General features: G+C 71.9%; 12 protein-coding genes. 5 read left to right on the top strand and 7 right to left on the bottom strand.

Annotation, left to right across the window (positions count from 1 at the left end):
• Positions 1 to 38: 38 nt before the first annotated feature.
• From ACFVWD_RS43255 to ACFVWD_RS43240, 4 genes are all read right to left on the bottom strand, one after another.
• Complete coding sequence (locus tag ACFVWD_RS43255) at positions 39 to 971, bottom strand: hypothetical protein (RefSeq protein ID WP_389603434.1); 933 nt, start codon at positions 969 to 971, stop codon at positions 39 to 41.
• A gap of 227 nt (positions 972 to 1,198) precedes the next feature.
• Entirely contained in the window at positions 1,199 to 2,047 is an 849-nt protein-coding gene (locus ACFVWD_RS43250; protein WP_389603433.1) for a DUF5707 domain-containing protein, read from the bottom strand.
• A 311-nt stretch (positions 2,048 to 2,358) separates the two neighbouring features.
• On the bottom strand, positions 2,359 to 5,592 hold the full coding sequence (locus ACFVWD_RS43245; protein WP_389603432.1) for a sacsin N-terminal ATP-binding-like domain-containing protein: 3,234 nt from the start codon (positions 5,590 to 5,592) through the stop codon (positions 2,359 to 2,361).
• Between the two features lie 262 nt (positions 5,593 to 5,854).
• Positions 5,855 to 6,781 carry a DUF3027 domain-containing protein gene (locus ACFVWD_RS43240; protein WP_389603431.1) on the bottom strand — a complete coding sequence of 309 codons (927 nt, stop codon included), beginning with the start codon at positions 6,779 to 6,781 and terminating at the stop codon, positions 5,855 to 5,857.
• 476 nt (positions 6,782 to 7,257) lie between these two features.
• Here ACFVWD_RS43240 and ACFVWD_RS43235 point away from each other — a divergent pair, with 476 nt between their 5' ends.
• The 4 genes from ACFVWD_RS43235 to ACFVWD_RS43220 are packed head-to-tail and all read left to right on the top strand — an operon-like array spanning position 7,258 to position 10,838.
• A complete protein-coding gene (locus ACFVWD_RS43235; RefSeq protein WP_389603429.1) occupies positions 7,258 to 8,688 on the top strand; it encodes an MFS transporter in 1,431 nt (476 codons plus the stop codon).
• A 59-nt stretch (positions 8,689 to 8,747) separates the two neighbouring features.
• Positions 8,748 to 9,233, top strand: a complete 486-nt coding sequence (locus tag ACFVWD_RS43230) for a DUF2771 domain-containing protein (RefSeq protein WP_389603427.1) — start codon at positions 8,748 to 8,750, stop codon at positions 9,231 to 9,233.
• A gap of 26 nt (positions 9,234 to 9,259) precedes the next feature.
• Positions 9,260 to 9,997: a futalosine hydrolase gene (locus ACFVWD_RS43225; protein WP_389603425.1), complete on the top strand. Its 738-nt coding sequence runs from the start codon at positions 9,260 to 9,262 to the stop codon at positions 9,995 to 9,997.
• Complete coding sequence (locus ACFVWD_RS43220; protein ID WP_389603423.1) at positions 9,975 to 10,838, top strand: 1,4-dihydroxy-6-naphthoate synthase; 864 nt, start codon at positions 9,975 to 9,977, stop codon at positions 10,836 to 10,838. Before ACFVWD_RS43225 ends, ACFVWD_RS43220 begins: the two co-directional genes overlap by 23 nt.
• 91 nt (positions 10,839 to 10,929) lie before the next feature.
• On the opposite strand, the gene ACFVWD_RS43215 is transcribed toward ACFVWD_RS43220, so the two are convergent.
• Entirely contained in the window at positions 10,930 to 11,313 is a 384-nt protein-coding gene (locus ACFVWD_RS43215; RefSeq protein WP_067371847.1) for a cold-shock protein, read from the bottom strand.
• Positions 11,314 to 11,520: 207 nt separating this feature from the next.
• Between ACFVWD_RS43215 and ACFVWD_RS43210 the strand changes: the two genes are divergently transcribed.
• On the top strand, positions 11,521 to 11,787 hold the full coding sequence (locus ACFVWD_RS43210; protein ID WP_389603422.1) for a hypothetical protein: 267 nt from the start codon (positions 11,521 to 11,523) through the stop codon (positions 11,785 to 11,787).
• Here the strand turns inward: ACFVWD_RS43210 and ACFVWD_RS43205 are convergent.
• Together ACFVWD_RS43205 and ACFVWD_RS43200 are read right to left on the bottom strand one after the other, a co-directional pair.
• Positions 11,763 to 12,425 (bottom strand): HAD family hydrolase, encoded by a 663-nt coding sequence (locus ACFVWD_RS43205; RefSeq protein ID WP_389603420.1) that lies wholly within the window; start codon positions 12,423 to 12,425, stop codon positions 11,763 to 11,765. The genes ACFVWD_RS43210 and ACFVWD_RS43205 overlap by 25 nt on opposite strands.
• A gap of 64 nt (positions 12,426 to 12,489) precedes the next feature.
• Complete coding sequence (locus tag ACFVWD_RS43200) at positions 12,490 to 13,560, bottom strand: hypothetical protein (protein WP_389603418.1); 1,071 nt, start codon at positions 13,558 to 13,560, stop codon at positions 12,490 to 12,492.
• Positions 13,561 to 13,777: the final 217 nt, after the last annotated feature.

Here is a 13,777-nt window from a genome sequence, read left to right as displayed (position 1 = left end):
CACTGCGGGTCGACTACTGCGGGTCGACTACTGCACGACTACTGCACGTCGATGTAGTCACCCGCGGCGCTGACGGCCGGGGTGGTCGAGGTGCCCGCGAAGCTGTAGCGGTAGTAACCGTCGACGGACGCCGTGGTGGTCGTCTTCAGGTTGCCGTAGCCGTCCGTCTTGATCGTCTTCACGGTGGTGTAGGTGGTGCTGCCCTTCTTGCGGAACTGCAGCTTCACGGACTGGCCGGTGTAGCCCGCGTACTTGTTCGTCTCCCAGTTGGCGCGGGTCAGCTTGCCCGTGACCGTGATGGTCTTGCCCTTCTTCACGGGCTCCGGGGAGGCGTTGACCGTCAGCTTGGAGTAGCGCTGCACGTTCGGGGAGGTGAAGCCGCCGATGTCGGCGACACCAACCTTGGTGACGTCGAAGGTGGAGCTGCTCGGGTCCTGGCCGTTGAGCGCGATGGCCAGGCCGGCGGCCTTCCAGGCACCGGCGTCCGAGTTGATGAGGTCGCCCTCGGCCGGGTAGATGTCGATGGTGCCCTTACAGGAAGCGGCGGTCGACGAGGTGACGGTGCACTTCGCGGGGTCGACACCGAAGAGCATGTTGTCCGGGTCGCTGAAGGCGCCCTTGTAGATGTAGGGGCCGGTCTGGAAGTCGGCGGCGGTGATGTCGACGTCGGCGCCGTGGGTCAGGGTGTACGTGACCGGAACGGCGACGTGGTTGGTGGTACCGACCGCGATGGCCTTGCCACTGTTCACCTTGAGGTTGGAGAAAGTGACGTTGAGGGCGTAAGGCGCGTCGTCAGCGGCGGTGGTGGCGGTGAACGCGGTCTTGCCGGACGCGGAGTGCGCGGCTTCCAGGACCTTGGCGACGTCCGCACGGTAAGAGGAGGCGGAGTCGGCGGCGTGCGCGGCCGGCACGACGAACGCGGAGAGGGCCAGGGCGCCGGTAACGGCGGCCACAGTGGCTCGAATGCGCATGCGATCCCCAAGTGGAGAAAGGGGCCCCGGCGGTGAGTGGTCGTTCCTCACGGCTCGTCGTCACTCGGGGCCCAAGTGATGTGGAGTCTCTTGACTCGGATGATCAGATCCACGACGGGAGTGAATAGTTGTACGCGTAATGAAAAATTTGTGCGCGCATCGCCAGGATCACTGCCCGCGGCGCGCCGGGTCCTCCCGGCTGCGCCGCGGGACGGTGATGGACCGTCCTACTGAACGTCGACGTAGTCACCCGTGGCGCTGACGGCCGGGGTGGTCGTGGTACCCGCGAAGGAGTAACGGAAGGTGCCGTCGACGGACGCCGTGACCGTCGTCTTCAGCGCGCCACCCGTGGTCGTCTTGATCGTCTTGACCGTGGTGTAGGCGCTGGCGCCCTTCTTCTTGAACTGCAGCTTCACCGGCTGGCCCACGTAACCGGTGTACTTGCCGGTCTGCCAGTCGGCGCGGGTCAGGGCACCGGTGACCGTGATGGTCTTGCCCTTCTTGACCGGCTCCGGGGCGGCGTTGACCGTCAGCTTGGAGGCGCGCTGGACGTAGAAGCTCTTGGCGTTGTCCTTCTGGACGTAGTCGGCGTCCTTGCCCTGCGCGATCGCCCAGACCTTCCAGGTGCCCGCGTGCGCGTTGAGCAGCTGCTCGTTGGCCTGGATCGTGAAGGTCTCCTTGCAGTTCGAGGTCGTGCTGCTGACCGCGGTGCAGGAGGCCTTCTCGCCCCCGTTCTCGTTCGGCACGGCGCCGTTGTCGGAGGCGTCGATGTTCGCGCCGTGGTACAGGACCGCGAGCGCCATGTTGATGCCGGAGTTGTCGGAGGCCGTGAAGGTGACCGTGAAGGTCTTCTTCGTGGTCGTGCCGAAGACGACCCCCTTGCCGCCGTTGACGACGACGTTGGAGATCTTGGTGTCACCGTGGGTGACGTCGGTGGGCGACTTCGCCGTGTTCGGCTGGACGCTGCCGGCGAGCGCGGCGGCGCTCGGGGCGTCGACGGCGTGAGCGGCCGGTACGACGAAAGCGGAGAGGGCCAGGGCGCCGGAGACGGCGGCCACAGTGGCGCGTGTGCGCATGCGATCCCCAAGTGGAGAAAGGGGCCCCGGTGGTGAGTGGTCGTTCCTCACGGCTCGTCTTCCCTTGGGGCCCAAGTGATCGTGGAGTCTGTTGACTCGGTGATCAGATCCGCGACGGGAGCGAATGGTTGTACGGGTGATGGAACCTTTGTGCGGGTATGACGAAGGTCACAACACGGGCCCGCCGGAAGGGACTCGGACGACCGCGCGTGCCCTCCGACGGGCCCGTGTCCAGCGTCTTCCGGCAGCCCGTGTCTTGCGTCTTCCGGCGGGCCCGTGTCCGGCGTCTTCCGGCGGGCCCGTACCCGACCTCAGTCGAACCAGCGGTCCCGGGCCAGTTCCTCCGTGCGGGAGGGGTCCTCCAGCAGGGCCGCGACCTCGAAGCGGCGCGGCCACTGTCCGGCCGCCCAGGCGAGACCGGCCGCCACGCCCTCCAGGGTGGCGGCGTGCAGCACCCCGTCCCGTGTGCGGCGCCAGTCCAATTCGGTGCCGTCGACGACGAGTTCCTCGTGTTCGACGTACGAGGTGGGGGTCGAGGGACCCAGCAGGACCCGCACGGACTCCGGTACGTCGTGCTCGGAGCCCTCCGAGGTCACCTCTCCGGTCACCGACTCGCTCAGCCGCCGCACCTGGAACAGCTCGGCGAGATCGGCGGCGCGCGCGGGCCGTACGGGGAGCAGCGGCATGCCGCCGGTGAAGGGCAGCAGGTCGGGCGAGTCGACGACCACGGCGTCGGCGGCGTCCACGACGACCACCTCGCCGTCCACCACGGCCCGCAACTCGTCCGGCAGGGTCACCTGTTCGGGATCGAGGTCGGCCAAGGACCCGTAGAGAGCGTGGAGTTGCGCTCCGGAGACCTCGCGGTCGGGGTCGGCGAGCCGGTCGAGGAGTTCGGCGGCGCCGCCGGGCTCGTCCAGGAGGGCGGCCACGGAGGTGCGTACGCCCAGGGCCCGCAGGACCTGCTCGTCGTCGAAACCGGTGGCGTCGGCGGCGTCGTACAGGCCGTGCAGGAGGGGGTCGCTGCCCTCCGCCCGCAGACCGGCCGGGCGGCGGCCGTCGAGGACGGGGTGGTCGCGCAGCCACCAGGCCGTGTACGGCCGGACGATCTCGTGCGTGCCGTCCGGGAGGAGGATCCGCACCGGCTGGGTGAGCGCGTCCCGCAGGGGAGGCCGGGAGAGCAGCGCGAGTGCCTGCGGCCAGCGGTCGTCGTCGACCAGGTCCAGGTCCCGTACGGCGACGATCTCCGTCGCGACCGGCGGCACCGGCGTGTCGGGCAGCCGGTCGAGGACGTCCTCGCACCACACGTCGACGGCGTCCAGCAGACCCGCGTCGTCGGGTTCGGCGAAGTCCGAGTCGCGGGGCTCCAGTTCGTCCGGGTCGAGGACGACGTCGGTGGCGCGGACGAGGGTGAAGTCGGCGAGCACGCCACAGGCGGCGAGCGGCTGTTCGCCCCAGCGGTCGGCCAGCTCGCCGTCGACGAAGGCGAGTTCGTCCTCGCGCATGACCTGCGCGAAGGGACTGCCCGGCAGTACGAGTTCGCCCGCGGGGAGAAGTTCGCCCTCCTCGTCGGGCAGGGCGAGGGCGCCGAGCCAGGGTTCGTCACCGGGTTCGAGGGCGGCGTCACGGACGAGGGCGAGGACGAGGTCCGCCAGCTCCTCGGTGTCCGGGGTCTCCTGGTCCCAGGCCGCCCCCTCGTCGTCGAGCGAGGCGGCGACAGCGGCACGCACCTGGGGGGTGGTGAGGACGGCGCGGGGGGTGGCAGGGAGGGCGCCCAGCTTCTCCAGTAGAGGGTGGGCGGCGTCGGGGTGGGCGACCTTGAGGCCGAGGCGGGCGAGAGCGTCGGAGGTGGCGGCCCAGGTGTCGTCGGGAGTGGGCCCTTCGGGGAGCGGCAGCAGGATCTGGCGGGGGCCGATGGTCGTACGGCCGTCGGCGAGCGGTACGGGCAGGCCGGAGAGCCGGTCCGGGTCGACGCCGGCGAGGCTGTCGTACAGCCGCCGCCACCAGCCCGGGTCCTTCTCGAGGCCGGCCAGCCGGTCCACGGCCTCGGTGAGCGGGACGCGGGCGACACCCAGCGTCCGCAGCTCCACCCGGCGTTCCAGCCCGGCGGGCAGCAGGCTGGGGATCACCTCGGCGAGGACGCGGACGGTGTCGGCACCGGCGCCCTCGACGACCTCGGCGTCGCGTGGCCGGAGGGCGTCCGGGTTCTCCGCGATCTCCGCGATCTCCGCGAGACCGATCCCGCCCGCGGCCCCGGTTCCGCCGTCGCTCTCGCTCTCGGGCCAGTCCGCCGGGGTGTCCTGGTCCTTGGCCCGAGGGACGGCGGGCGGCAGGAAGGCGGTACGCGGCAGCCGGTCCAGGATCGCCTGGCGCAGGGTGCCGTCCAGCTCGCCCTTGCCGAGCGGGCCGGGCACGAGGTCGATGATCCCGGTGTCCACCGGGCGCCAGGCGGCGAGGAGTTCGGCGTAGGCGTCCGCGGCGCGCTCCACCAGGAACTCGGTGAGCGGGCCGGGTGCGGCATGGCGCCGGGTGGTGTCGAGCGGGAGGGAGGCGATGAGGAGGGCCGGCACGCCGAGGGGTTCGTCGCTGGGCGTGGGCGCGTGCACGACGGGGCTGGTACGGGGCCGCGCGGGCGTGCCGTCCGCGTCCACCGGGACGGCCCAGGTCACCGACCAGTGCGGGCGCAGGCGCTCCTCGACCGGGCGGTCGGCGAGGAGCGCGGGGTCGAGGGGGCCGTGGTGGGAGACGGTGCGGTAGGGCGTGGTGCCGTGGCGGGAGTCCTCGATGGTGACGCCGTGCTCGTCGTCGCGGCGTCGCAGCGTGCGTACGTCCTCACCGCCCTCCCCGACCTCGACGATCACTTCCTCCAGGCCCGGGAGGGCGAGCAGGAGGGCGTCGTCGATGTTCTGCAGGAGGCGCTCGGCGAGGCCCTCGGCGGCCGGGTCGCGCAGCGGGAGGATCACGACGGTGTCGTACGGGTCCGGGGCGGTGCCCTCGGCCGCGAACGGCAGCCGGAGCAGCGGCACATGGCCGTCGCGCCGACGGATCTCGTCCCCGAGGCCCGGGCTGTGGCGGGCGGTGTCCGCCGCCAGTTCGCGGGCCTCGGCGAGGGACCAGCGCACGCCGCCGTGCCGGCCGACCACGGCGGGCTCGTCGGTCACCGCGAGGACGGCCGCGAAGCCGACGCCGAAGCGGCCGACGGCGGTGTCGTGCGCGTCCCGCTTCGCGGAGGCGCGGAGGGTGGCGAGCGATTCGACGCCGGCCGCGTCGAGGGGGGCGCCGGTGTTGGCCGCGAGGAGTACTCCGTCGCGGAGGGTGAGGCGGAGACGGCCGGGGACGCCGGCGCGGGCTGCCGCGTCGGCGGCGTTCTGGGCGAGCTCGACGACGAGCCGGTCCCGGTAGCCGCCGAGGACGAGGTCCTCCTCGGCGTTGGCGTCCTCACGGAACCGGGCCGGGCTGGTGGCCCAGGCGTCCTGCACGCCGCGGCGCAGGCGGGCCGTGCCGAACGGGTCCGCGCCCTCGGCTGCCGGCCGCACGAACTTGCTCACGGTTCACTCTCCCTCTCGCTTCACGCGATCGCGAGCGCTGGGCTCGGCCGCGGCACGAAGGTACCGCGCGGCGGGAGGGGTTCCGGCCCGGCCCACGGTACGTGCGAGCCGCCGGAGGCCCCTGAACCGGGGCTACGCCCCGGATCCCCACCCACAGATCTCCTGTCTGCGGGCCGGTGGGGGCTGGTCGCGCAGTTCCCCGCGCCCCTGAAGGGGCGCTGCGCGCATCCTCGGCCCGCCCGGCGTTCGGGGGCGAGGGAACTTACGAGTGGCCCAGTTCCGCTGTGGTTTCGTCGGGGGTGAGGGAGACCGAACCGGAGTCCGGGGAGGGGCGGAGGGGGAAGGGGTCGACCTTGGTCTCGTCGATGACCGGAGGGGCCGGGCGGGGAGGTGTGGGCATGACCGCGGCCTCGGAGTGGCCGCCACAGCCGTACGAGAGGGAGACGACACGCCCGTCCGCCGGAGAGAACTCGTTCGCGCAGACACCGAACGCCTGCCCGAGCGAGCCCCCGATGGGGTTCAGGAAGCCGCAGCTGACGCAGGACGCGGGGGCGGCCTGGGCCATCGCCGTCTTGGGGCCGTACGACTCCTCCCAGCGGTCGGCCGCGACATGCAGGCCGTACCGGGAGAGGACACGGGCCCGGCGCAGGCCGAGTTCCTCCGCGACGGCCGCGATCGAGCCGCGGCGCGGGGCGACCGGCAGGTGCGCTGGGGTGCCGACGGTGACCTCGGCGTCCTCCGCCTCGACCAGTTCCGCCATGTCCTGGGAGACCGCGGAGTTCGGCGCGGGCTCGTCCTCCCCGGAGAAACCGGGCTCCAGACGGAGGTCCTCGGCGTCGGTGGGCAGCAGGTCGCCCGGGCCCATGTCCCCGGGGCGCAGCCGCTCGCTCCACGGCACCCACTCGGGGGCGAGCAGGGACTCGGGGCCGGGCAGCAGCACCGTCTCGTCGAGGGTGACGACCTTCGCGCGGGAGGCACGGGCGACGGTCACGGCCCAACGCCAGCCGCGGTACCCGAACTCCTTGCACTCGAAGTAGTGCGTGACAACGCGGTCCCCCTCGGAGACCAGTCCCACATGCTCGCCGACGATGCCGGGGGCGGCGGCCTCCTCGGCGGCGGTGCGCGCGAGGTCGACGGCCTCGGCACACAGGCGGTCGGGGGTGCGGCTTCGCGTTGTCGCTGCGCTCACAGGTATCGCTTCTCTCCTACGCCGTCTCACGGGTGCGCCATTCCTCGGCGGGAGTGCGGACGGAGCGGACCGGTGGGCCGCGTCGACGTCCACGCCCGATCGCACTCGGGCGCACCTACGTCATCCATTCTGCGGGATGACCGAGAGGCGCGCGGCCGAGAACAACCGCCGCAGGCGCGCTACGCACGCTACCTTCTCCTGAGCCCTGGGCCCACACCGGCGGGGCTCTTCCGCACTCCGCGCCGGGTTTCCGGACCGCTCAGAGGCAGTGTTTTCCCACCCCACACCCCTTCTCGTACGGATCGAAAAGAACCTCGCACAACCGTCGCGGTCGGCCGGAAAACGCTCCTCGCCCCCGCCCCGGTCCGGTTCGGCACCCCGACACGCGACCCGCGGGCGGCCCGTCACCAGCCCACTCGGCCGCCATACGCGCGGTAACCGCACTACGTACGCACTTCTCGGGGCACTATTGCGGAGTGGCAGCCGCGAGGTCGCCCCAAGGAGCCGCCGGTGTCGGCGCTGCCAAGGGGGGCACCAGAAATGGCGGATCGGGCCGGATGACCGGTTCCGTCCGCGCGGTGGGCCGTGCCCTGCACTTCCCGGTGACCGGAACGGCGCGCGGGATCCGCAAGGCGACGCACGCGCACGGGGCGGGCGAATCCGGGCTCGGGAAACTGATCGAGCTGCACGCGGTGAACGGCGCCGGCGACGTCATGATCACCGTCGCGCTCGCCTCCACCGTCTTCTTCTCGGTGCCCACCGACGAGGCGCGCGGGCGCGTCGCCCTCTACCTCGCCATCACCATGGCGCCCTTCACCGTCCTCGCCCCGGTGATCGGCCCGCTCCTGGACCGTCTCCCGCACGGCCGCCGGGCCGCGATGGCGGGCGCGATGTTCGCGCGGGCCATGCTCGCGCTGCTGCTGTCGGGCGCGGTCGTGACCGGCAGCCTGGAGCTGTATCCCGCCGCGCTGGGCGTGCTGGTCGCGTCCAGGTCGTACGGGGTCGTGAGAAGTGCCGTGGTGCCACGGCTGCTGCCACCCCGGTTCTCCCTGGTGAAGGCGAACTCCCGGGTCACCCTGGGCGGGCTCCTGGCCACCGGTGTCGCCGCGCCGATCGGGGCGGGGTTGCAGGTCCTCGGACCGCGCTATCCGCTCTACGGCGCCTTCGTCATCTTCATCGCGGGCACCTTCCTTTCGTTCACGCTGCCGCCCAAGGTCGACTCCGCCAAGGGCGAGGACCGGGCGCTGCTGGTCGCGGACGAGGAGCATCTGCACGGACCGCATCTCATCAAGGACAAGCTGCGGCGGCCGGGGCTGCGCACCGTCGGTACGGCCGTCACCCACGCCCTCGGCGCCAACGCCGCCCTGCGCTGTCTCTCCGGCTTCCTGATCTTCTTCCTCGCCTTCCTGCTCCGCGAGCACCCGCTCACCGGCGAGAGCGCGGCCGTCTCGCTCGGGATAGTGGGCGTCTCGGCGGGCGCGGGCAACGCGCTCGGCACGGCGGTCGGGGCCTGGCTGAAATCGCGCGCCCCGGAGATCATCATCGTGACGGTCGTCGCGTGTGTGCTGGGGGCCGCGATCACGGCCGCCATATTCTTCGGGGCCTTCCTGGTGGCCTGTCTGACGGCGGTCGCGGGGTTCTCGCAGGCGCTCGCCAAGCTCTCCCTGGACGCGCTGATCCAGCGGGACGTGCCGGAACTCGTCCGTACGTCGGCGTTCGCGCGCTCGGAGACGCTGTTGCAGGTGGCCTGGGTGTTCGGCGGCGCGATCGGCATCGTGCTGCCCCTCAACGGCACGCTCGGCCTGTCCGTGGCCGCCGCGATCGTCGCCGTCGGATGGCTGACCACCGTGCGGGGGCTGCTCGGCGCGGCGCGGCACGGGGGCCCGGTGCGGTCGCGCGTGGCCTGAGGGCGGCACGCCGTACCCCACGTGGGGAGAGCGGTGGACGTGCCCGATAGCCTTCGGCCATGACCTCCCTGCCCCGCGGCAGAGCCGCCAATGGACATCGCCGTCGCGCCGTTGCCGCTCTCGGCGCCGTTTCCGCCGGACTTCTCGTCCTGTCCGCCTGTGACAAGCCGACGCCGCTGGCCACCATCACGGTCGGCAAGAACTCCGTGAGCTCCGAGACCCACTGCTACAACGACGGCAAGGAGGTGAAGGCCGCGGACCTGGCCAAGTGCCTCACGGGCGCGAACATCAAGTCCATCAAGGTCGACCCCGACGAGACCGTCCGGTTCGGTGTGGACCCGAAGATCGCCGACAACGGCTGGACGATCCTGATGAACGGTCAGCCGCTGACCGACTCCAGCAAGAAGACGTACCGCACGATCCCGGGCAGTGTCTTCTTCAACGCTCAGTACGGCGCCAGCGGCAACTCCACGACTGTCTCCATCAAGGAGGGCGACAAGACGGTGACGGGACTGTGGTCGTTCAAGTTCAAGAAGGACGCCTGATCGCTGCCGCTGGGCTGAAGGTGCTGGTGGCCACCGCCGTTCCCGTGGAGAGGGACGCGGTGGCCGGGGCGTTCACTGCCACCGGACGTTCGCTGCGGCTGCCCGGGACGACCCTGGAGCGGCTGTCCCCGGCCTCCCGCGACAGCACGGCCGCCCGCGTGACCCTCGACCTGCTGGCCGCCGGGGTGGGGCCCGCTCCGGCCGCCGCCTCCACCGCGGGCGCGCTCACCGCGGCCGCCCTGGACGGCGCCCCCTACGACCTTGTCGTCTCCACCGGGATCGGGGGCGGTTTTCAGCCTGAGGCCCCGGTGGGATCCCTCGTCGTCGCCGACGAGATCACCGTGGCGGATCTGGGCGCCGAGACCGCGGACGGGTTCCTGCCGGTCACCGAGCTCGGGTTCGGAACCGTCAGCCACCGTCCGCCGCGATCACTCGTACGAGAAGTCGTGTCGGCCACGGGTGGACGCGCCGGAACCGTACTGACCGTGTCCACCGTGACCGGCAGCGCCGAGCGCGCCGCCGAGCTGCGGGCCCGCCACCCGCACGCCCTCGCCGAGGCCATGGAGGGCTTCGGGGTGGCCGAGGCGGCCGCCGCGCACGGTGTGCCCGTGCTGGAGATGCGCGCGGTCTCCAACCCCGTCGGCCCGCGCGACCGCGCCGCCTGGCGCATCGGCGAGGCTCTCGCGGCCCTCACCGAGGCGTTCGGGAAGCTCGCGCCCGTCCTGGAGAGTTGGAACCCACATGACCCAGACCACCAGCCCTGACAAGACGCTGCAGATCGCGTACTCGCCCTGCCCGAACGACACCTTCGTCTTCGACGCCTGGGCCCACGGCCGTGTCCCGGGCGCGCCCGCGCTCGACGTGACCTTCGCGGACATCGACATCACCAACGGCATGGCCGAGCGCGGCGAGTTCGACGTGCTGAAGGTGTCGTACGCCGTCCTGCCGTACGTCCTCGACGAGTACACGCTGCTGCCGTGCGGGGGCGCGCTGGGCCGGGGCTGCGGGCCGCTGGTCCTCACCCGTGAGCCGGACGCGGACCTCACCGGGCGCACGGTCGCCGTGCCGAGCGAGCGGTCGACCGCCTACCTGCTCTTCCGTCTGTGGGCCGCGGACACCGTTCCCGGCGGGGTCGGCGAGATCGTCGTCATGCCCTTCCACGAGATCATGCCGGCGGTACGGGACGGGAAGGTCGACGCCGGACTCGTCATCCACGAGGCCCGTTTCACGTATCAGAACTACGGGCTGCACAAGCTCGCCGACATGGGCGAGCACTGGGAGCGCACGACCGGACTGCCCATCCCGCTCGGCGCGATCATCGCCAAGCGCGCGCTGGGCGAGGAGCGTCTGAATGGCCTCGCCGACGCCGCCCGCGCCTCGGTCCGCGCCGCCTGGGACGACCCGGAGGCCTCCCGCGCCTACGTCCTCGAACACGCCCAGGAGATGGACCCGGCCGTCGCCGACCAGCACATCGGCCTGTACGTCAACGAGTTCACCGCCGACCTCGGGGAGGACGGCTACGCCGCGATCCGGGGCCTGCTCACCCGCGCCGCCGCCGAAGGGCTGGTCCCGGCACTCGGACCCGACGCCCTGTCGTTCCCCTGATCCCCGGCCGACGGCACGGACGGGGCCGAGGGACTGATCACGCCCCTCGGCCCGCCTACGCTTCCGGCGCTTCCGTCCGCCCGCCCGCGGGCTATACGTCGAGTTGGTCGGCGACCGCTCGCAGGAGGCCCGCGATCTTCTTGCCGGAGGCCTTGTCGGGGTAGCGGCCCTTCTCCAGCATGGGCGTGATGTTTTCGAGAAGGGTCGTCAGATCCTGCACGATGGAGGCCAGTTCGTCCGGCTTACGGCGCTGGGCGGCCGCGACGGACGGGGTCGGGTCCAGGATGGTCACCGAAAGCGCCTGGTCACCGCGTTGGCCGGCGACGACGCCGAACTCCACGCGCTGGCCGGGCTTGAGCACATCTACTCCGGCGGGCAGGACCGAGGAATGAACGAAGACGTCGCCGCCGTCGTCGCGGGAGAGAAAGCCGAAGCCCTTCTCGCTGTTGAACCACTTGACCTTGCCGGTAGGCACGTCTGTCCTCGTCCTCGTACTCGTCGGAAACTGCTCTGAAAACTGCACGGGCACACACTCGGACCGTTGCACGGGCAACGGTCGGAAACTGCCCCGGATAGCACTACAGCGGGTCGTCGGACCCGCCGGTACCAAGGCTAATGGTCCCGGGGCCGGTGACAAGACGTCGCCGGATTGTTCCTTCGCGCTGGGAACTACCCTGGTCCGGTGCGTGACAAAACCCAACCGAATTCCACCGAGCCCGGTGACCGGCTGATCCGTGCCGGTGCCATCGTGTTCTTCGTCGGAGCCGTGGCCACATTCGTCACCGTGGCCCCGCTACTCCTCCATACGAAGCCTTTTCCGACGTACATGTTCGGCTTGAGCATGCTCATGGGCGTCGGGTTCCTGATCGCCGCGGCGGGAGTGCTGCGGTCCGTCGCCGCGGGGCGCCGTCAGGCCCGCGCGGTTCAGGCCCGTACGGCCTCCCGGTAGTCCCCGCGGTAGTCGCTCAACCACGCCGGGAACTCCGTCAGGTCGGCCAGCACGACATCCGCGCCCGCCGCGCGCAGCTCCGCCGCGTCGCACGGGCCGGTGGCGACCGCGACGGAGTACGCGTCCGCGGTGCGCGCGCCGCGGACGTCTCCGGTGTGGTCGCCGACATACACGCTCGCGCCGTGCTCCCTCAGCGCCTGCGCCTTCTGCTCGGCCCACAGGTTGCCGACGACCGCGTCGGCGTCGATGCCCAAGTGGTCCAGGTGCAGCTTGGCGTTGGGCTCCCACTTCGCGGTGACGACGACCGCGCGCCCGCCCGCCGCGCGGACCGCCGCGACGGCCTCGCGGGCGCCGGGCATCGCGAGCGTGCCGGTGATGGCATGCATGGGGTACATCTCGCGGTAGAGGTCGGCGATCGCGGGCACCTCGTCCGCCGGGAACCAGTTGACCAGCTCCTCCGCCAGCGGCGGTCCGAGCCGCGTGACGACCAGGTCGCAGTCGATGTACGTCCCCGTGCGCTCCGAAAGTTCCCGGTAGCAGGCGTGGATGCCGGGGCGGGAGTCGATCAGGGTCATGTCGAGGTCGAAGCCGACGGTCAGCAGGCGGGGAGTCCGGGGGGGCGTCGATGCGATAGGCATATGGACCATTGTGCCCATGTGCCCACGTGCCCATGTGGTGGCCGGTGGCGGTCCGTCTCGCGGGTCAGCGGCGTCGCTGTGAGCGCCACACCAGGTACAGCGCCGAGGCCACGGCCGCGCCCCTGACCACCCACGGCCAGGTCTGCGCGACCGCCTCGTTCATGTGCCCCTTGACGATGGGATCGCCCCAGCGGCCGTCCGTACGGCCCCACAGCCAGACGACGCCCGCCGTCACGGCCAGCCCCGGCATGCCGAGCACGGCCCACTTCGACTCGACGGGGCTCAACCGGCGGGAGGCCCAGGCGATGAGCCAGCCGAGGCCGAGGGCGAACCAGTTGCCGAGGACGGCGCCGACGACGAGAAGGACGGCGGCGAGCAGAAGGAGGGGGTTGCTCCAGTTGCCGGGGCGGGGGAGCCGGCGACGGGGCGCGACGGCGACGTCGGCCTCTTCGACGGCGGCGGCCTTCTCGGCCTTGGGCGTCTTGGGCGTCCTGGAGAGCTTGGAGAGCTTGGAGGGCTTGGAGGACTTGGCCGGATTCGACCCCGCTTCCTCCACGGAGTCGGATTCGTCCTCGTCCTCGTCTCCGTCCTCGTGCCTCGGTGGCGGCTTGAGCAGTTCGGGGATCTCCACGCCGCCGACGAATCCCGGCACGCTGTCCCCCAGCCCGAACGGGCTGGTGTCCTTGCGCCACCAGTCCGGATCCGCGGAGCTGTCGCCCAGTTCGTGCGTGCTCGCGAGGTGCGGCGGGGAAGGGGCGCCGTCGGCCTCGGTGGGGCGGGGCGTGGGTTTCGGTTGCGCCGGGCGCGGCCTCGGAACGACTCGGCGCAGGCCCTTGGGGCGGTCCTCGTCCTCGCCGGCGCGCTGGGTGGGGACGGCGGCCCAGGTGTCCGTACCGGCCTCGGGGCCGCCCTCGCGGGCGGCGGCGACGATGTCGTCCGGGGTGCCGAGGCGGGAGAGGATGCGGCGGACGGCGGCCGGGCTGTCGACGGGGGCCTTCGCCCGGCGTCGGTCGATCTCGTTGCGCAGCTCCGAGACGAGTCGCATGCGGGTGGCCGAGGGCAGCTGACGCTGCTGGGCCAGGTCTCCGACGCGGCTCAGATAGTCGAATACGAGCTGGTCGCTCTCAATCCCCACGAAGTCCCCTCCGGGGCGCGCACGTTGTAAACCCCGCGGCCACGACGGTACCGCGTACACCCCGAGTTCTCCGCCCACGCCGCCCGCACCGGGGGCTCCACCCCCAGACCCCCGGGCGGGTTCGTCGACTGCGGGTGGGTGGGGGCTTGGCGCGCAGTTCCCCGCGCCCCTGGGGCACGGGGCTGCGCCCCGGCGCCCCGTCAGGGGCGCGGGGAAC

Source organism: Streptomyces sp. NPDC058086 (genome assembly GCF_042885015.1).
GTDB lineage: Bacteria > Actinomycetota > Actinomycetes > Streptomycetales > Streptomycetaceae > Streptomyces.
Note: the sequence above shows the minus strand (reverse complement) of the source record. Positions and strands in the feature narration are given on the sequence as shown.